The following is a 19,781-nucleotide window of genomic DNA, read 5'->3' as shown; positions in this document are numbered from 1 at the left end:
TTTAAAAAATTCACCAATTCATAGCGTAGCGAATTCACAAGAAATAATTCACCTTATAAGATGTCAAAAAGAGATTATTACGAAATATTAGGCGTATCAAAATCAGCCAGCGCAGACGAAATCAAAAAGGCTTACCGTAAATTGGCCATCAAATATCACCCAGACAAAAATCCGGGAGATAAATCTGCAGAAGAAAAATTTAAAGAAGCTGCAGAAGCTTACGAAGTATTAAGCGATGCCGATAAAAAAGCTCGTTATGACCAATTCGGTCATGCTGGAGTTGGCGGAGCTGCCGGTGGTGGTTACGGCGGCGGTTTCGGCGGTGGCGGAATGAACATGGAAGATATTTTCTCACAATTTGGAGATATTTTCGGTGGACATTTCGGTGGCGGCGGTTTTGGTGGTGGCGGAAGAAGCCATCAAATCAAAGGTTCTAACTTGAGAGTTAGAATTAGATTAAATCTCGACGAAATGGTGAATGGCACCACTAAAACCATAAAAGTAAAAAGAATGAAAGTAGCGGAAGGTGCTACTTCTAAAACGTGTACCACTTGTAACGGAAGCGGAGTTCAGATTAAAATAATGAACACCATGTTCGGTCAAATGCAAACGCAAACCACTTGTGGAACGTGTAACGGTTTAGGTAAAATTGCAGATAAAATTCCTGCAGGAGCCAATTCTGAAGGACTTATCAAATCAGAAGAAGAAGTTGCTATCAAAATTCCAGCGGGAGCTAGAGACGGAATTCAATTAAACGTTCGTGGAAAAGGTAATGACGCTCCTTTTGGTGGAATTCCTGGAGATTTATTAGTGGTCATCGAAGAAGAACAAGATGCTACTATAAAACGCGAAGGCGATAATTTACACCAAGAACTCTATATTTCTTTTGCCGAAGCAGCTTTGGGAACTTCTAAAGAAATAAATACCGTCGGTGGAAAAGTTAAAATTAAAATTGATGCAGGAACGCAATCTGGTAAAATTTTAAGATTAGCAGGAAAAGGTTTACCAAGCATCGATTCTTACGGAAAAGGCGATATGTTTGTTCATGTAAACGTTTGGACTCCTCAAAAACTCACTCCAGAACAAAAAGAGTTCTTCGAAACGCAAATGAAAACTGGTCAAATGCAAGCAGAACCTTCTGGAAAAGAAAAATCATTTTTTGACAAAGTAAGAGACATGTTCTCTTAAAAATTTAGGGATAAATACAAAAATCCAACTGAACTATCAGTTGGATTTTTTTCATACTATTTTGGCAAAAAAATTGTTTAATAAACAGTATGAAAAACCAAATCCTCAAAAATATATTCTTTTTCATTGGCTTTATTTCACTCATGAGTTTTTCTTTTGTGAAAGATGATTTTATTCTTTGGCAAGAAAATAAAAAGTTGAAAATCCAAGATTTTAGGGCGGAAAATAATGACACGATAAAAGTAAATCAACAGCAATTTTTAGGAGCAATAAGTGCCATTAGAATAGAATATTCATCATTTCAAAGAAATAAAAATTCGGTACCTGAATTTTCTATTAAAACGTATTTTGACCCTAATGAATCTTGGATGCTTCTCAAAAATGATTATGTTTTACAACACGAGCAAATTCATTTTGACCTCACCGAATTATATGCTCGAAAAATGAGAAAATCCGTAGAAAGTCTCCAACAAAAAAACATAACTAATATTTCTATTTACCGAAAGAAAATTCTGAATTGGAATGTAATGAAAGAAAAAGCATCCAACCAATTTGACGCAGACAATCAAGATTATTACATTAAAATTGGGCAAAAAATTCTCTTCCAAAAAAATCCCAAACAAGAAGCTTGGAAGAAAAAAGTAGACCAAGAATTATTTCAATACAGTCTATTTAAAAATGCTGATTAATCAAAAATAGTGCTTAATTTTTTCTAAATTTGAGCCACACGAAATTATCTCTCAACATGAAAAAATTAGCGTTACTCTTCGGGCTGTTCTTTTCATTATTTCTAATGGCTCAAAAAAAATACGTAGTCGTTATTCACGGTGGTGCAGGAACCATCATCAGAGAAAAAATGTCTCCCGAGTTAGAAGAAGAATATTTAGAAAAACTCACCGAAGCGCTTCAAAAAGCTTATGCAGAAATTAAAAACGGTAAAACTTCCGTGGAAGCGGTAGAAGCAGCCATCGTAGTAATGGAAGATTCTCCATTGTTTAACGCTGGAAAAGGAGCGGTTTTCACGCATGATGGAAAGAATGAACTCGATGCCGCTATTATGAATGGAAAGGATAAAAAAGCAGGTTCCATCGCAGGAGTTCACACCATCAAAAATCCTATAAAAGTAGCGATTGCTGTAATGGAAAAATCAGAACACGTGATGCTTTCTGGTAACGGTGCGGAACAATTTGCTAAATTACAAGGTTTAGAAATCGTAAATCCTAAATATTTCTGGACAGAAAACCGTTGGAAATCCCTTCAAAAAGCAAAAGAATTAGAAAAATTTAAAAATCCAAAAGCAGAAAATTCAAAACCTGATTATTTCATCATTGACCAGAAATTTGGAACCGTAGGTTGTGTTGCTCTTGACCAATTCGGGAATTTGGCAGCAGGAACTTCTACTGGCGGAATGACCAACAAAAAATATGGAAGAATTGGCGACGCACCGATTATTGGTGCAGGAACTTATGCTGATGAAAATGTAGGAATTTCTGCAACAGGATGGGGCGAATTTTTCATTCGTTCTACTGCAGCAAGAACCATCGCAGCAAAAATTCAATATTTGAATAAAGATGTGAAAACCGCAGCTCAAGAAACCATAGACGAAATCGAAAAAATGGGCGGTGATGGTGGTTTAATTGCGCTAGACAAAAACGGAAATATCGCTATGCCATTTAATACTTCTGGAATGTACAGAGGTGCCATTACAGAAGATGGAGAAATAGAAGTGGAGATTTATAAATAAGTTAGATCGTGAATGGTGAATGTCGGATGATGGAAGATTTAAATTTTCAGTATTTTTCATTAAAGTGATTTAATTTTTTTAAAATTTAAAAAAGTGAGTTCCGTAGGAACGAAACGTTTGTAGTAAAATTCAGACAAAACAAATAAAGTTCCGTAGGAACGACAGAGCATATGAAACAAATAATTGTATTATTAGTATTGCTCTTAAATCTTCTTTTATCTCGTAACAATTCCGTAATTTCGCAACTAATTCTTTAGAATTTAAACTATAATGCTACAAGCAAATCACGTTACCAAAACATATAGTGCTGGAAAAAAAATTGCATTGCAATATTTCAGCATTCAAGTTCCAAAAGCTTCTGTTTATGGACTTCTTGGTCCAAATGGAGCAGGAAAAACCACTTTCATCAGAATTATTAACCAAATTACACAAGCAGATTCTGGCGAAGTTTTCATTAATGGAGAAAAACTTAATCCTCATCATATTAAAGACATCGGTTACATGCCTGAAGAAAGAGGATTGTACAAAAACATGACTGTTGGAGACCAAATTCTCTATTTCGGAGCGCTCAAAGGAATGAAAAAACAAGATGCGCTATCTCAGGCGAAATATTGGTTTGACCGTTTAGAAATTGACCAATGGTGGAACAAAAAACTTTCTGAACTTTCTAAAGGAATGGCGCAGAAAATTCAGTTTGTGGTAACTGTATTGCATCAACCTAAATTATTGATTCTCGATGAGCCATTTTCTGGATTTGACCCGGTGAATGCGAATTTAGTAAAAGACCAAATTCTTCAACTGAAAGAACAAGGAACCACCATCATTCTCTCTACTCACCGCATGGAAAGTGTAGAAGAACTTTGTGATAGTGTGGCTCTCATCAATAAATCTAGAAAAATTTTAGACGGAAAAGTCTTTGAAGTAAGAGAAAAATTCAAGCAAAATCTATTCAACGTGGTTTTGTCTGATGTAAATTCCGAAAATTTAGAAACGCTGAAAAATCAGTATCAACTGGTCAATATTCATGACCAACATGGTTTAATTTCTTTTGACTTAAACTACAATGAAGACCAAAATCTTCTGCTCAATGATTTAATGAAAGCTGGAAAAATAAGAAGTTTTGACGAAAAAATTCCGAGCATGAATGAAGTATTTATTACAGCAGTAAGCTCTCCGCAATCAGCAATCAGCAGTTTATAATTATTAATTTTTCACAAAAAATATAAGGCAGAATGCATATTGCAGAAAGCCGAAAGCAACAAAATGAAAAATATCTTCATCATAACCAAAAGAGAATTTTTAACACAGGTTAAAAAGAAATCTTTTATCATTCTCACGCTTTTAGCCCCAATTCTATTGATAGGATTCGGTGCTTTAATTGCTTTTATGCTCAAAGCGAATGAAACCGAATACACTTTTAATGTCATCGATAAAAGTGGTGTGTTTCAACAAAACATGAAAACGCCAAAAGATGTGAAGTTTATTTATCTGCCAGAATCTACAGAACAAGCTTTGACCACTACGCTTCCAGAAATGGTAGACAATGTAGATGGACTGCTTATTATTCCCAAATTGCAAGACCAAAATTTTGAAAATTTACAAAAAAAGACCCAACTTTTGGTCAATAAAAATATTGGTTTTGATGTGAAGCAAAACATCGCTTTTTCGATGTCTGAAGTGATTAAGAAAGAAAAAATAAAAAATCTGGGACTTACAGAAGCTCAAATCGAAAATATTGATAAAAACTTCGAAATCAACACCAAAAATGTGGTGGACAATAACAAACAAGACAGCACACTTGCTTTTGGGGTAAAATCTGGTTTGAGTATGGGATTAATGTACGTGACTTTTATGTTCATCATTATTTACGGAGTTCGTGTAATGCGCAGTGTTTTAGAGGAAAAAAACAACAGAGTGGTAGAAATCATCATCTCTTCTGTAAAACCTTTTGAACTCATGATGGGCAAAATTCTAGGCGTAACATTGGTCGCTTTAACCCAATTTGCGATTTGGATTACCATGACCATTTTGGGCGCTATTTTCTTTAACCAAGGCTTTTCTAAAATTTCTGGAAATCTTACTCAGCAAGAAGAAATTCCGTTGGATAAATTAGATATTCAAAGCGTTTTCGCAGAAATTTCTCATTCTCTTTTGGACATGAATTTCGGAATAATCATTTTTGTATTCATTGTTTTCTTTTTATTGGGCTACATTTTTTACAGTTCTATGTATGCAGCGATAGGTTCTGCCGTAGACAATGAAACCGAAACCCAACAATTTACCATGATTGGCATTTTACCATTGATGCTGGGAATGTACGGAAGTTTTGGGCTAATCAATAATCCAGAAGGACCGATGGCGTTTTGGTTATCTATTATTCCGCTTACTTCACCAGTGGCGATGATTGCGAGAATTCCTTTTGGCGTTCCTGTTTGGCAAATTGCACTTTCTATTTTCTTATTGGTGATTTCTACGCTAGGAATGGTGTATTTGGCTGCCAAAATTTACAGAGTAGGAATTTTAATGTACGGCAACAAAGCGACTTTTAAAGAGCTTTGGAAATGGATTAGAACAAGCTAAACTCAGTGATGAGTTATGAATTATAAATTATAAAATCGTTGCAGTGATGTGACGATTTTTTTGTTAAATTAGCAAAAAAACTAATCATGAAAAGCTTTCTCACATTCATTTTATTAATTCTTTTAATTTCTTGTAAAAACCAAAAAACAAATTACATAGTTTATTATAATAAAGTTTTAATTGCGGATAGTATTATGCGCTTTGAAAATGATACCATTAAATCATTAAAAAAATATAGAAAAGTATTTAAAAAATTTGAACCCAAAAATGATGATAGACTTAATGAATTTGAAAATTTTATCATATTATCTGATTATTACAACAAAAACTTTGGTGGAAAGAAAAGCTTACTAAAATTAGTTAAATTAAATGGTTACAATTGGGAAACAAAGAAAAATGACAAAAAGATCATCCATTTATTAGAAAAATATAAAGTTGATAGCTCTGACGTAAATAATGTGATTAAAAATTGGAACAAAAATTTAAATAAAACTCTAATTGACTCTTTTAAAATAGCTTTAAAAAGAGATCAAGAAGAAAGACCAACTAATTTAAAATTAGTCAAAAAAAATGTAGATAAAAACGCCAGATTATTAATATGGACATTTGAAAATTATGGCTTCCCTTCTAGTGATAAAATTGGTTGGTTTCCTATGCCAACGTTTCTTACTCATATGATTGAAAGTGATAAATATCCATATTTTGAAAAAAAATTACTTGAATATGTCAAATCAGGTGAGTGTGCTCCGAGAGATTACGCAATGATGATAGACTATAATTTATTATTTGTAGAAAAACAAAACAAAACTATCTATGGATTTAATGGTGTTGAAATCATTGACTCAATACAAGTAAATAAAAATCGTAAAAGCATAGGATTACCAGGTTTAATACACAATTCTAAAATTAGAAAAGATTTAAAAATCAAAAAAAGTAAGCAAAATTTAAAAAATACTTAGCTTAAATTTATGAGCTAATATTATTGTCAAATGAAAACTCACGAAAAAAAATTTGAAGACATTTATAACTTGCTGAAAGAAAAACTTGGCGAAAGAGTAATTTTTTCTCAAGGACATGAAACAAAATTTTTGGAGTTGAAAGATTCAAATTTTTGGTTGTCCATGAATAAAGATGAATTAACTGTTGGTTTTGGACTAAACCACAGCCATTATAGTGAAGATTACAATAATTTGGAAAATGGTATAATTAGAGTATTTGATTTATTGACTAATCAAATTAAAACGACATTACATATAAAAGGAGATTATATTTATAAAGAAATTACAGAAATTATTTATTCAAATGGAAAAACTGTTAATATTGGTAAATCTAGTATTTTATTTTATCCCTTCTGGAAAAAAAAGAAAATTATCACCAAATATTCAGATGTAATAATAGAGAAAAATAAAATAGAACTTGAATTCAACAAGATTTAGTTTTAATCACTTTACATCAAAATCAATTACAATTAATTTTAATTCATCATGCAAATCTTCTCAACCATTTTAGTCGCATTAGTAGCCCTAGAACATCTTTATATTTTATATATGGAGATGTTTGCTTGGGAAACTTTGGGTAAGAAAACTTTCAAAGGTTCTTTGCCAAATGAACTCTTTAAACCTACCAAAAAATTAGCCGCCAATCAAGGCTTGTATAATGGTTTTTTGGCAGCAGGTTTAATTTGGAGCTTTTTTATAGAAAATGCAGAATGGCAAAAAAATATTCAACTGTTCTTTTTGGGCTGTATAATTGTGGCGGGAATTTATGGTGCACTTTCTGCTTCTAGAAAAATATTTTTTGTACAAGCATTACCAGCGATTTTGGCTTTGACTTTTGTACTTATAAGTAGCAAAATTTGATTTTATTAATTATTGATTTTTTTACGCAATTTTTTATTAAAAATAAAATCACTATCTTTGCCGCTTAATTATTATAGACGATCTTTAAATGAATTTATTTACGGAATCCAATTTAAGTCCTGATTTATTGAAGGCAATTGGCGAACTCGGCTACGAACAGCCGACAGAAATCCAGAAACAGACTATTCCTTTTATCCTTTCGGATACTCGCGATCTCATCGCACTTGCGGCAACAGGAACAGGCAAAACAGCAGCATTTTCGCTTCCGATTCTGGATATGATAGACGACGCAAGTCGTAAAATCCAGTTATTAGTGCTTTGCCCTACTCGTGAACTTTGCCTTCAGATTACCAAAGACATTAAAAACTATACAAAGTACCTTCCTAACCTAAAAACTACCGCAGTTTATGGAGGAAGCAGTATTACAGACCAAATTCGTTCACTTCGTGAGAAACCACAGATTATTGTAGGAACTCCAGGACGTGTAATTGATTTAATTGGTAGAAAAGCTTTAGATTTTTCAGAAATCCATTGGCTCGTTTTAGACGAAGCTGATGAAATGCTTTCTATGGGTTTCAAAGATGATTTGGAAACTATTTTAAACGAAACTCCTTCTGAAAAACAAACGTTACTTTTCTCTGCTACGATGAGCAAAGAGGTAGAACGTATTACCAAAAATTATTTGACCAATCCACACAGAATTTCTGTAGGTTCTATTAACGAAGTTAAGAAAAACATTAAGCACGAATATTATGTGGTAGGTTACAGACAGAAAAAAGAAGCCCTAAAAAGATTATTGGATGCCAATCCTAATCAGTATTCTATTATTTTCTGTAGAACAAGAATGGAAACTCAGGAAGTTGCAGATTTCTTAATGCAAAATGCTTATGCAGCAGATGCACTTCACGGTGATTTATCTCAAGCACAGAGAGATACGGTAATGAAAAAATTCCGTTTGAAAAACATTGACATTTTGGTTGCAACAGACGTAGCAGCGAGAGGACTTGATGTAAATTCTCTTACGCACGTAATCCACTACTCGCTTCCAGATGATCCAGAAGTTTTCGTACATAGAAGTGGTAGAACTGGTAGAGCTGGTAAAGATGGTATTTCTATGTCTTTAATTAAACCTGAAGAATCTAGAAAACTAAAACAAATCAAACTTTCTACAAAAATTGAAATTGTAGAGAAAAAAATTCCAACAGGTGAAGAAATCATCAAAGCTCAAGTAGAAGGTGTTTTCGAAAAACTGTTTACAGAACACGAAGAGCTTTTCACTTTTGACGACAGCCTTATCCCTGATTTATCTGCATTCTCTAAAGAAGAATTGGTTCACCAGTTGCTTCAACTTCAGCTAAGAGATTTAGCGCTTTTCTATAAAGACAAACAAGATTTGGCAGACCAAAAATTATCTAATGACAGAGATGACAGAGGCAGCAGAAGAGATCGTGACCGTGATAGAGGAAGAGGAAGAGACAGAGACAGAGGAGATAGAAGCGAAAGACGTTCGGACAGAGACGGAGGAAGAGAAAGAGGCGGAAAACCAAAACGCAGAAACGAAAACATGACCAGATTTTTCTTTAACCTTGGTAAAAGAGATAATCTAAAGAAAATGGACATGCTAGAAATCATCAATAAAGCTACGGCTAAGTCTAAGAAACGTGCAGACATCGGTGATATAGAAATTCTAGAAAAATTCTCATTCTTCGAAGTTGAAAAATCTTTTAAAGACGAAGTTCTAAAAGGTTTACAAACACAGAAATTTAAAGGAAAAGATATGCGCGCCGAAGTGGCCAACTAATTTTTTCTGACTTAACATAAAAACGCTACTTTTTCGGTAGCGTTTTTTTATTTTGTGTACATTTGTATAGAGATAAAATTTTTAAAATTATGGTAAACATTTATTTTATATGTTAATTTAACATTACCGTAACATTAATTTTCTTTATTATGATTAGCTTCGCAAGACTCAAAAAAAGCATTCTAATGATACGCAAATTTTGCATTATCTTCATTTTTACTTTTGCTATTTTCGCAAAATCTCAAACCAATAGTTCAGAACATCTTTCTGGTTTTGCTGTAGTTTCACTCAATTACAAACATAATCCAAAATGGAATGCTTACTTAGAATTACAAGAACGTTCGATAGAAGATTTTAGCAAACCCGATTATTACGAAATCAAAGGAGGAATAGGTTATAATCTTAATAAAAGCAACCAATTTTTTGTGGGTTTAGGAAGATATGCAACCTACAAAGAAAGCAGAATTGCCAATGAAGAATTCAGAATTTGGTTACAACACACATATTCCATTAATGTGGATAAATTAAAGATTGACAATAGAATACGTCTCGAAAAACGTTTCTTTCATAACGCAATTACAGACGTAAATACCAATGATGAAAGATACAGATTCAGAACTACTCTAACGTTGCCTCTTAACAGTGATAAAATGGCTCCAAAAACCATTTTTGCGAATGCTTTTGACGAACTTTTCATTGGTCCAAATGGAGATTTATTTAAGAGAAATAGAATTTTCGGAGGTGTAGGATATGTATTTAACTCAAGCGTTTCTACCAATCTAGGTTATATGTGGCAAAGAGAACTTAATCCTAACCTTAGAAGCTTACATTTCTTGTATTTGGCATTTAATTTCACCTTAGACAGAGCTAAACTCGGGGAACACGAACCTTACAACGTAGCAGATTAAGTTAATGTTAATAAAACTTAACAAAACTATAACCTTCGCACCACATTTTTTTCAGAAATTTGTAACAAATTATAATTAAATATAAAACAATGGGAATTGGAAACATTTTCAGAGCATTTCAACCAAAAGACAAAATTTTCTTTGTATTGTTTGAACAAGTAGCAGAAAAATTGATAGACATGTCAAAAGAATTTCACGAAGGAATTACAGATTTTGACATCAATGATGATACTTTGTTAAAAAAAATGAGTGATTACGAACATCAAATGGATGACCTTACTCACGAAATTTTTGTGCAATTAGGTGAAAACTTCATCACTCCTTTTGACAGAGAAGATATTAATTATCTTGCAGCTGGTTTAGATGACATCGCAGATTATTTATTTGCTTCAGCTAAATACATCTATTTATACAAGAGTCCAGAAGTAAAACAATATTCAGAGCTTTCTTTATTGATTTACAAATCTTGTGTAGAAATTCAAAACGCGATTAAAAACTTAAAAGAGTTTGCGAATCCTAAAGAAGTTAAAGAATCTTGCATCAAAATTAATTCTTTTGAAAACATTGCAGATGATGTGCTAAGCCAAGGAATTGTAGATGTTTTTGAAAGCAATGACCCTATCAAAATCATTAAAGTAAAATCAGTTTTAGAATATCTAGAAATCGTAACTGATAAAGCGGAAGACGTAGCCAATACCATTGAAAGCATTGTTATTAAATACGCATAAATCTATTTTCATTAACCTTAAAAATTTATAGAGAATGGATTTTCCCTTACTATTAATCATTATTATTGCACTTGCATTAATTTTTGATTTTATCAACGGTTTCCACGATGCCGCGAATTCTATTGCAACCATAGTTTCTACTAAAGTACTTTCGCCGTTTCAGGCAGTATTATGGGCTGCACTTTGGAATTTTGTTGCTTTTTTCTTTGCAGCATACGTCATCGGAGAATTTAAAATCGGTAATACCATCGCCAAAACAGTAAATGAAAATTACATTACCTTAGAAGTAATTTTTTCAGGATTGATTGCGGCTATCGCTTGGAATTTATTAACCTGGTGGTTTGGTATTCCTTCATCATCATCACACACACTTATTGGTGGTTTCTTAGGTGCTGCTCTTATGCATGCTTTAGTTTTAGACTATAATGCAGTAGCTCTAGTTCATCCAGATTTTACCATTATTGAAAAATTAAAACTTGCTTTTTCGGAGCTTTTTACACAGAATGTGGTTAAATATGAAAAGGTAATTCCTATCTTTTTATTCATCTTCTTAGCACCAATTATTGGGATGATTGTTTCGGTAATCATTACTTTAATCATTGTGTATTTTTCTAAGAAATCTAATCCTCACAAAGCTGATCAACAATTTAAAAAATGGCAGTTGTTTTCTTCTGCACTTTTCAGTTTAGGTCACGGATTAAATGACGCTCAAAAAGTAATGGGAATCATAGGTGCTGCTGTTATTTATTACCACGTAAATATGATTGGTGGTACAGACGTATATGCCACTATGGAAAGTGCTGATCGTTTTAATCACTTCACCACAGATTATATCTGGGTACCATTCGTATCATTCTTAGCCATCGGTTTAGGAACAATGAGTGGTGGTTGGAAAATTGTAAAAACCATGGGTACTAGAATTACTAAAGTTACACCATTAGAAGGTGTAAGTGCTGAAACAGCTGGTGCTATTACCTTATTCCTTACCGATCACCTTGGTATTCCTGTATCTACTACACACACCATTACAGGTTCTATTATTGGTGTAGGACTTACCAAAAGAGTTTCTGCAGTAAGATGGGGAGTTACCATCAGTTTACTTTGGGCATGGGTAATTACTATTCCTATTAGTGCAGTTATTGCAGCATTATGCTATCTTGGTGTAATCGCTTTATAAAAAATAATATTTTTTAAATAATATTGAAACTACTTGTCTTTACAAGTAGTTTTTCTTTTTTTTAAACCTTAAGAATTGTATTTTTGTAAAAATTAACATGTATGGAATTCATAGACAGATATCAAGAAATAGTTGCCAAAGCAATTGAAAAACACTCCTTCAAAAATAAGCCAACCGAACTTTACGAACCCATGAATTACATCATTTCTCATGGCGGAAAAAGATTAAGACCCATCATGGTTCTTATGGCTAATGAACTTTTTGGTGGAGAAATAGAAAAAGCAATGAAACCCGCTCTTGCCATAGAATTTTTCCATAATTTTACACTCATTCATGATGACATTATGGATGAAGCACCACTCAGAAGAGGAAAACCTACCATTCATACTTTGCACGGAATTAATATCGGCATACTTTCTGGCGATGCATTACTGATAAAAGCTTACCAATTTTTTGAAGATTTAGAACCAAAACTTTTCAAAGAATGTATTAAAATTTTCTCTGAAACAGGTGCAGTTCTTTGTGAAGGTCAACAAATGGATGTGAACTTCGAAACCATGGAAAACGTAACCTATGATGATTACATAGAAATGATTACCAACAAAACAGGAGTTCTAAGTGCCGCTTCATTCCAAATTGGAGCACTCATTGCTGGTGCCAAAAAAGAAGATGCAGAACTTCTTTATAATTTCGGAAAACACATTGGTATTGCGTTCCAAATTATGGATGATTATTTAGATGTTTTTGGGAATGTAGAACAGTTTGGTAAAAAACACGCTGGTGATATTTATGAAAACAAAAAAACCGTGCTTTATCTCCTTGCGATGGAACATGCCAATGAAGCAGAGAAAAAAGAACTCGATTTTTGGTATTCTAAAAAAACTGAAAATGTAGACAAAATCTACAGCGTAGAGAAAATTTTTAGAAGAAATAAAGTAGACGAAAAAGTACTTAGACTAATTCAAAAACACAACGAAATAGGTCACGATTTCTTAAAACAAATAGACGCACCAGAAGAAAAGAAAAAACCTTTCATGGAATTGGCTAATTATTTATTGAGAAGAAACTCTTAAAATGAAATTCAGAACAGAAGTCCATATTCCTATTTCTGAAAAGAAAATCCTTTTAACCGACAGCATTTTTTCTGTCGGTTCTTGCTTTGCTGCTGAAATGTCTCAACTGCTCAAAAACGGACAAATGCAGACACTTTGCAATCCTTTTGGAACGATTTTCAACCCATTTTCGTTGAATATTGCCATCCAAAATCTACACGATTGCAAAAAGTACAAAGAAGAAGATTTAATTCTCTATAATCAAGAGTACATTTCGCTGAACCACCACACTTCTTTCAACAGTTTTTATGCACATAAAACCCTAGAAAGAATCAATCAAAACATAGAAACGGGAAACCAATTTCTACAAAAAACCAATTGGGTGATTATCACCTACGGAACTTCATTTATCTACGAATTTTTACCTAAAAAACAATTGGTGGCGAACTGTCATAAAATTCCGCAAAAGTTCTTTCACAAAAGACTTTTAACAGATGAGGAATTGAAAAATTCCATCACAGAAACCATAGAAAATCTAAAAGATATTTGCGAAAATGACGTTCAAATTCTATTTACAGTTTCACCAGTTCGTCATGCCAAAGATGGAATGACCGAAAATCAATTGAGTAAATCTAAGCTGATTTGTGCGCTTCATGAAACACTTCCCCATTTCGAAAACTGTCATTATTTACCGATTTACGAAATCATGATGGACGATTTGCGTGATTACAGATTTTACAAAGAAGACTTAATTCATCCTAATCAACAAGCGATTCAGTACATTTGGGAAAAATTCGGGAATGCTTATTTTTCAGAAGAAGTAAAATATTTCATTACCGAAAACTACAAAATAAAAGCAGCCCTAGAACACCGTCCTAATGATGAAAAATCTCCAAAATATTTGGAATTTTTAGAAAAATTAAAAGAAAAAATAGCCCTTCAACAACAGAAAGTAAAACATAAGATTTTTATAGAATGAAAATCAGAAAACTCAATATCAACGAATTAGAAACGCTTAGAAATCTCAGTATTCAAACCTTCAAGGAAACCTTTGAAGAAGTGAATACAGAAGAAGACATGCAAAAATATCTCCTTGAAAATCTGAGCATTGAAAAGCTAAAAACTGAACTCGAAAATGTAAATTCTGAGTTTTATTTCGCTGAAAATAATGGTGAGATTTTGGGTTACTTTAAACTGAATTTCAAAGATGCTCAAACCGAAAAATTAGAAGAAAACCACTTCGAAATTGAAAGAATTTATGTTTTAAAAGCATTTTTAGGTCAAAAAATCGGACAAATTCTCTTTGATAAAGCCATAGAAATCGGGAGAGAAAAGAATTTAGAATATGTTTGGCTTGGTGTTTGGGAAGAAAACCATAGAGCCATTCGTTTTTATGAAAAAAATGATTTTGAAATCTTCGGAAAACATGACTTTGTTCTCGGAAAAGATGTACAGACTGATTTGCTGATGAAACTGAAACTTAAAAAAAACTCTGAACTCAATTATGATTGACACACATACACACTTATATTCAGAAGAATTTGATGAAGACAGAACAGAAATGATTCATCGCGCCATTAATAAGGGCGTTACCGAATTTTATTTACCTGCCATTGATTCAGAATCACACGAAAAAATGCTTCAATTAGAAGCAGAATTTCCCAATCAAATTTTCTCAATGATGGGATTGCATCCTTGTTATGTAAAACCAGAAACGTGGGAAAAAGAATTAGAAATTGTAGAAAATTATTTGAACAAGAGACCATTTCCTGCGATTGGTGAAATCGGAATTGATTTGTACTGGGACAAAACTACGCTTGACATTCAGATAAAAGCTTTTGAAAAACAGATAGATTGGGCAATTGAAAGAGATTTACCAATTATTATTCATACCAGAGAAAGTTTTGATGAAACCTTCGAGGTTTTAGAACGTAAAAAACACCCGAAATTAAGAGGTATTTTCCATTGTTTTTCTGGAAATTTAGAACAAGCAAAACGAGCGATAGATTTGAATTTCCTTCTTGGAATTGGTGGAGTTATTACCTTTAAAAATGGTAAAATCGACCAATTTTTACATGAAATTCCTTTAGAAAAAATTGTTCTGGAAACAGATTCGCCTTATTTGGCACCAGTTCCGCATCGTGGAAAAAGAAATGAAAGTTCTTACCTGGATTTGGTCGTTGGAAAACTCGTCAATATTTACAATAAAGACTTTGCAGAAATTGATAAAATTACAACTGAAAATGCACATCGAATTTTCGCCAAATGATTTTGCCACAAATGCACAAATATTTTTTCTACTCTATAAAATTAAAACAATACGAATGCATAAAAGATTAGTGCATTCGTGGCATTTTTAATTTATTTCTTTCTATAAAAAACCTTCTTTTTGGGTTTTTTAAAGTTAATGTCTTCTTTTTTCTGAGGTTTTGGTTTAGGAACAAAAGGTTTATTGTTTGAATCTCTTTTTTGTTCAACTAATTTTTCAGGATGAAAAGGATGATCTTTCACCACTGGAATTTTCTTACCAATCAGTTTTTCGGTGTTTCTTAAATTCACTAAATCAAGACCATCTACAAACGAAATAGAAGTTCCTTCTGCTCCCGCTCTTCCTGTTCTACCAATTCGGTGAACATAGGTTTCAGAAACGTCTGAAAGCTCGAAATTAATCACATATTTTAAGTCGTCAATGTCAATTCCTCTTGCTGCAATATCAGTCGCCACCAAAACTCTTGTTTTCTTGTTTTTGAAATTACTTAAAGCGGTTTGTCTGGCATTTTGAGATTTATTCCCGTGAATCGCTTCCGCTGAAATATTATCTTTATGAAGTTTTCTAGCAATTTTATCAGAACCGTGTTTTGTTCTGGCAAAAACCAATACTTGGTCTAACTTTTCGTCTTGAAGAATGTGTGTCAACAAATCTAATTTGTCGTCTTTTTCTACAAAATAAATCGATTGATTAATGGTATCTGCAGTTGAAGAAACGGGAGCCACTTCTACTTTTACAGGATTTCTGAGCATAGAATTCGCCAATTCTTGAATTTCTTTAGGAAAAGTCGCTGAGAAAAACAAAGTTTGTCTTTTCGGTGGAAGTAACTTTACTACTCTTTTCACATCGTGAACAAAACCCATATCGAGCATTCTATCTGCTTCATCCAAAACAAAAATTTCTAAATTTTTAAGCGAAATAATACCTTGATTGATAAAATCGAGCAATCTTCCTGGAGTGGCTACCAAAATATCAACCCCTTTTTTCAGAGCTTGTTCTTGAGCGCCTTGTTTTACACCTCCGAATATCACCAAAGTTTTCAGCGGCAAATGTCTTCCGTAAGCTTTGAAACTTTCTTCAATTTGAATCGCTAATTCTCTGGTTGGCGTAAGAATTAAAGCCTTAATTTGATGGTTTTTGGTGTTTTTATGATAAAGATTTTGCAAAATAGGAATAGCAAATGCTGCGGTTTTTCCGGTTCCTGTTTGAGCAGTTCCTAGTAAGTCTTTGCCTTCTAATAAATGTGGAATCGCTTGTGATTGAATAGGTGTTGGTTTTTCATAACCTTCTTGGGTAAGCGCATCAAGGATAGGCTTAATCAATTGTAAATCTGTAAATAACAAATGTTTAAATTTTAAAAATGTGTGCGGGCGAAGTATTTTACTTCAACATTTTTTGCTCAAAAAATCTGTGAAATATTTACAGATATTTGAAAAAGTATTTTCTACTTTGGCTAAAGAATGCCGCGAATAATGGGACAAAGATAGTCTTTTAGAAATAAATGAAAAAAGCGTTCAAAAATGAACGCTTTCTTTTTTTTTATCCGTGTAATTTTTTCCAGATTACATCTTTCAGTTCTACCAAACCTTCTTGCGTAACTCCTGAAAAGAAAAGCGGTTTCAGATTTTCTGGAAACTCTGCGGTGATTTCTTTTTTCAATTCATCATCTAGCAAATCTGATTTAGAAATAGAAACAATGATGTCTTTATCTATTAATTCTGGATTATATTCTTCTAATTCTTTGTGTAGAATTTGATATTCTTTGTAATGATCTTCAGAATCTGCAGGAATCATAAAAAGCAAGATAGAGTTTCTCTCAATATGTCTTAAAAATCTATGACCAAGGCCTTTTCCTTCTGCAGCTCCTTCAATAATTCCGGGAATATCTGCCATTACAAAAGACTTGAAATTTCTGTATTCTACAATTCCTAAATTGGGAGTCAATGTAGTAAAAGCGTAATCTGCGATTTTTGGTTTTGCCGCAGAAACAGCAGCTAAAAGTGTAGATTTCCCAGCATTTGGAAAACCAACTAATCCTACATCTGCTAAAATTTTGAGTTCAAAAACCACATAACCTTCTTCTCCAGGCATTCCTGGTTGTGCATAGCGCGGAGTTTGATTGGTAGAAGATTTGAAATGCTCGTTTCCAAGACCCCCCATTCCTCCTTTCATGATGATGATTTCTTGACCATCTTCCATTATTTCACCAATAATCTCGCCTTCTTCATTTTTGGCAATGGTACCAATAGGAACATTAATGTAAACATCTGCTCCATAAGCTCCAGTCAATTGGTTTTTACCACCATTTTCGCCGCGTTCTGCCTTTACATGACGCGTATAACGAAGCGGAAGCAATGTCCATTCTTGAGCATTTCCTCTCATAATAACATGCCCTCCTCTTCCTCCATCGCCACCATCTGGTCCACCTTTGGGAATATATTTTTCTCTACGAAGATGCGCAGAACCAGCACCACCGTGACCTGATTTACAATGTATTTTTACGTAATCTACAAAATTTGACATAGTTGAGAGATACGAGGTTCGAGTTTCGAGTTTTTACGGAATTACCTCGTAACTCGAATCCCGCAACTCGTACATAATTATTTAATTTTTTCTACTTCGGCAAAAAGTTTTTCAGAAATTTCAGAGATTTCTCCTACTCCATTAATTTCTACATATTTGCCTTGTTGTTTATATAACTCTGCTACTTCAGCAGTTTTAGCATAATATTCTTCTATTCTGTGTCTGATGATTCCTTCTTCACTATCATCTACCCTGCCAGAAGTTTCGCCTCTTTTTACTAATCTTTGCACTAAGATTTCGTCTTCTACAATAAGTGAAAGACATACAGAAATTTCTGAATTTAATTGTTCTTTTACAATTTGGTCTAAAACCTCAGTCTGGTAAGAAGTTCTTGGAAAACCATCGAAAATAAAACCATTAGTATCTGTAGGTTTTTTAAGCTCATCTACTAACATATCAATGGTTACTTGGTCTGGAACCAATTCTCCTTTGTCAATATAATATTTAGCCAATTTTCCTAATTCCGTATCATTTTTCATGTTAAAACGGAACAAATCACCTGTGGAAATTTGCTTAAGGTTAAATTTTTCAATTAGGTTTTGTGCTTGGGTTCCTTTACCACTTCCTGGAGGACCGAATAGAACGATGTTTATCATTTTTAGCATTCGGCAATCTGCTTTCAGCTTTCAGCTTTGCAATGCCAATTTTTTTTGGTTAATATTATTTATCTATTTTTCTTTTTATTGATATCTTCTTCAATTTTGAGAATTAATTTAGAGATTTTCATTTTCAATTCTTCTGCTTTTGGAGTTAATTCTATAAATTTCTCTTCTGAAATATAATTCAAATCTTTTGAGAGCAAAAGTATATATTCTACTTCAAAGGCAGAACCAGATGCATTTCTCAAAAATCTTTTAAAATCCTCATCACTTCCTCTACCACAACCTTCTACTATATTTATTCCTATAGAACTTGATGCTCTTCTAATCTGCGATGTAAGCCCAAATATTTCTTCTTTTGGAAAACTTTCAGTTATTTTATAAACTTCTAAAGTCAATAAATGACTCAATTTCCAAATATCATATTTTTTATAATCACGCATTTTGATTATTATTTTTTTTGCTGATTGCTGATTGCAGAAAGCTGACTGCAATCAATGATTTATTCTACCATCTTCTAATTGGTACAAATCTGGTAAGTTTCTTCCTAATTCATCATAATCTAATCCATAACCCAACACGAATTTATTAGGAATTTCTTTGGCTACATAATGTATTTTGAAATCTTTTTTATAGACTTCTGGTTTGAGTAAAAGTGTTGCCACTTTTAGAGATTTTGGTCTCTGTGTATTTTCGAAATAATTGTATAAACTTTCGATGGTATTTCCTGTATCTACAATATCTTCCATTAAGATAATGTGTCTTCCTTCTACTTCTTTGGTCAAGTCCATTTTCTTGTAAACAATTCCTGTAGATTGTGTTCCAGCATAAGAAGACATTTGGATAAATGCCAATTCGCATTTCCCTGGATAATACTTTAAAAAATCAGAAAAAAACATGATTACACCATTTAAAACCCCGATAAAAACAGGAGTTTCATCTTTATAATCTTCGTAAACTTTTTCTGCAAGATTTTTTACGATTTCTTGAAGTTCGTCGTGCTTTAGGTAAGGCACGAAAGATTTGTCGTGAATTTGTATGCTTTCCATAACTTGTTGTAAGTCGCAAATTTACAGAAATTTTAGGAATTTTGGAGGGTAAATTTGGTTAAAAGGTATATATTTCTGCAATAGAGATAGAAGTGAAAATCCTTTTATTTTTCTTTGACAAATGGAAAAATAAAAGATTGTAACGAATAGCCCGACTTTTTCTTGCTTTGGCAAAAGTAGAGGCAGAAAAAGATTGCCCTATATATTTACGATTTTAGATTTGGGATTTTAGATTTGGGATTTC

The 19,781-nt window shown here is 33.0% G+C and carries 21 protein-coding genes; 16 read left to right on the top strand and 5 right to left on the bottom strand.

Features of this window, described 5'->3' with window-relative positions; genetic code table 11:
• The first annotated feature begins 60 nt into the window (after positions 1-60).
• The 16 genes from dnaJ (at position 61) to C3729_RS00755 (ending at position 15,306) form a co-directional block, all read left to right on the top strand.
• Positions 61-1,188, top strand: coding sequence for a molecular chaperone DnaJ (gene dnaJ, locus C3729_RS00830; RefSeq protein ID WP_104792403.1), 1,128 nt, complete (start codon positions 61-63; stop codon positions 1,186-1,188).
• An 89-nt stretch (positions 1,189-1,277) separates the two neighbouring features.
• The gene (locus C3729_RS00825) at positions 1,278-1,877 is read left to right on the top strand and encodes a hypothetical protein (RefSeq protein WP_133159925.1); all 600 of its coding nucleotides are present in this window, start codon (positions 1,278-1,280) and stop codon (positions 1,875-1,877) included.
• Positions 1,878-1,933: 56 nt separating this feature from the next.
• Positions 1,934-2,932 carry an isoaspartyl peptidase/L-asparaginase family protein gene (locus C3729_RS00820; RefSeq protein ID WP_104792401.1) on the top strand — a complete coding sequence of 333 codons (999 nt, stop codon included), beginning with the start codon at positions 1,934-1,936 and terminating at the stop codon, positions 2,930-2,932.
• A 270-nt stretch (positions 2,933-3,202) separates the two neighbouring features.
• Positions 3,203-4,132: an ABC transporter ATP-binding protein gene (locus C3729_RS00815; protein ID WP_104792400.1), complete on the top strand. Its 930-nt coding sequence runs from the start codon at positions 3,203-3,205 to the stop codon at positions 4,130-4,132.
• A gap of 63 nt (positions 4,133-4,195) precedes the next feature.
• Positions 4,196-5,512, top strand: coding sequence for an ABC transporter permease (locus C3729_RS00810; protein ID WP_104792779.1), 1,317 nt, complete (start codon positions 4,196-4,198; stop codon positions 5,510-5,512).
• Between the two features lie 86 nt (positions 5,513-5,598).
• A complete protein-coding gene (locus C3729_RS00805) occupies positions 5,599-6,471 on the top strand; it encodes a hypothetical protein (protein WP_104792399.1) in 873 nt (290 codons plus the stop codon).
• Positions 6,472-6,501: 30 nt separating this feature from the next.
• Entirely contained in the window at positions 6,502-6,948 is a 447-nt protein-coding gene (locus tag C3729_RS00800) for a hypothetical protein (RefSeq protein WP_104792398.1), read from the top strand.
• Positions 6,949-6,996: 48 nt separating this feature from the next.
• Complete coding sequence (locus C3729_RS00795; protein WP_104792397.1) at positions 6,997-7,371, top strand: DUF1304 domain-containing protein; 375 nt, start codon at positions 6,997-6,999, stop codon at positions 7,369-7,371.
• A gap of 88 nt (positions 7,372-7,459) precedes the next feature.
• The gene (locus C3729_RS00790) at positions 7,460-9,172 is read left to right on the top strand and encodes a DEAD/DEAH box helicase (protein ID WP_069797631.1); all 1,713 of its coding nucleotides are present in this window, start codon (positions 7,460-7,462) and stop codon (positions 9,170-9,172) included.
• A 185-nt stretch (positions 9,173-9,357) separates the two neighbouring features.
• Entirely contained in the window at positions 9,358-10,080 is a 723-nt protein-coding gene (locus C3729_RS00785; protein ID WP_185117719.1) for a DUF2490 domain-containing protein, read from the top strand.
• A gap of 89 nt (positions 10,081-10,169) precedes the next feature.
• Positions 10,170-10,808 (top strand): DUF47 domain-containing protein, encoded by a 639-nt coding sequence (locus tag C3729_RS00780; RefSeq protein WP_104792395.1) that lies wholly within the window; start codon positions 10,170-10,172, stop codon positions 10,806-10,808.
• A 34-nt stretch (positions 10,809-10,842) separates the two neighbouring features.
• Entirely contained in the window at positions 10,843-11,985 is a 1,143-nt protein-coding gene (locus tag C3729_RS00775; protein ID WP_104792394.1) for an inorganic phosphate transporter, read from the top strand.
• Positions 11,986-12,086: 101 nt separating this feature from the next.
• Positions 12,087-13,058 carry a polyprenyl synthetase family protein gene (locus tag C3729_RS00770; protein WP_104792393.1) on the top strand — a complete coding sequence of 324 codons (972 nt, stop codon included), beginning with the start codon at positions 12,087-12,089 and terminating at the stop codon, positions 13,056-13,058.
• A gap of 1 nt (position 13,059) precedes the next feature.
• Complete coding sequence (locus C3729_RS00765) at positions 13,060-14,016, top strand: GSCFA domain-containing protein (RefSeq protein WP_104792392.1); 957 nt, start codon at positions 13,060-13,062, stop codon at positions 14,014-14,016.
• Positions 14,013-14,549, top strand: coding sequence for a GNAT family N-acetyltransferase (locus C3729_RS00760; RefSeq protein WP_104792391.1), 537 nt, complete (start codon positions 14,013-14,015; stop codon positions 14,547-14,549). The genes C3729_RS00765 and C3729_RS00760 overlap by 4 nt, the downstream gene beginning before the upstream one ends.
• A complete protein-coding gene (locus tag C3729_RS00755; protein WP_104792390.1) occupies positions 14,542-15,306 on the top strand; it encodes a TatD family hydrolase in 765 nt (254 codons plus the stop codon). The genes C3729_RS00760 and C3729_RS00755 overlap by 8 nt, the downstream gene beginning before the upstream one ends.
• Positions 15,307-15,398: 92 nt before the next feature.
• Here C3729_RS00755 and C3729_RS00750 read toward each other — a convergent pair whose 3' ends face one another.
• The 5 genes from C3729_RS00750 to C3729_RS00730 all read right to left on the bottom strand — a co-directional run bounded on the left by C3729_RS00750 (position 15,399) and on the right by C3729_RS00730 (position 19,537).
• On the bottom strand, positions 15,399-16,649 hold the full coding sequence (locus tag C3729_RS00750; RefSeq protein WP_104792389.1) for a DEAD/DEAH box helicase: 1,251 nt from the start codon (positions 16,647-16,649) through the stop codon (positions 15,399-15,401).
• Between the two features lie 196 nt (positions 16,650-16,845).
• A complete protein-coding gene (gene obgE, locus C3729_RS00745) occupies positions 16,846-17,829 on the bottom strand; it encodes a GTPase ObgE (protein WP_104792388.1) in 984 nt (327 codons plus the stop codon).
• A gap of 77 nt (positions 17,830-17,906) precedes the next feature.
• Entirely contained in the window at positions 17,907-18,485 is a 579-nt protein-coding gene (locus tag C3729_RS00740) for an adenylate kinase (RefSeq protein WP_104792778.1), read from the bottom strand.
• 68 nt (positions 18,486-18,553) lie between these two features.
• The gene (locus tag C3729_RS00735) at positions 18,554-18,931 is read right to left on the bottom strand and encodes a four helix bundle protein (protein WP_104792777.1); all 378 of its coding nucleotides are present in this window, start codon (positions 18,929-18,931) and stop codon (positions 18,554-18,556) included.
• Positions 18,932-18,982: 51 nt separating this feature from the next.
• Complete coding sequence (locus C3729_RS00730; RefSeq protein WP_104792387.1) at positions 18,983-19,537, bottom strand: phosphoribosyltransferase; 555 nt, start codon at positions 19,535-19,537, stop codon at positions 18,983-18,985.
• Between the last annotated feature and the right edge of the window lie 244 nt (positions 19,538-19,781).

The organism is Cloacibacterium normanense (assembly GCF_002943105.1).
Taxonomy (GTDB): domain Bacteria; phylum Bacteroidota; class Bacteroidia; order Flavobacteriales; family Weeksellaceae; genus Cloacibacterium.
This window is presented reverse-complemented; position numbering and strand designations above follow the sequence as displayed.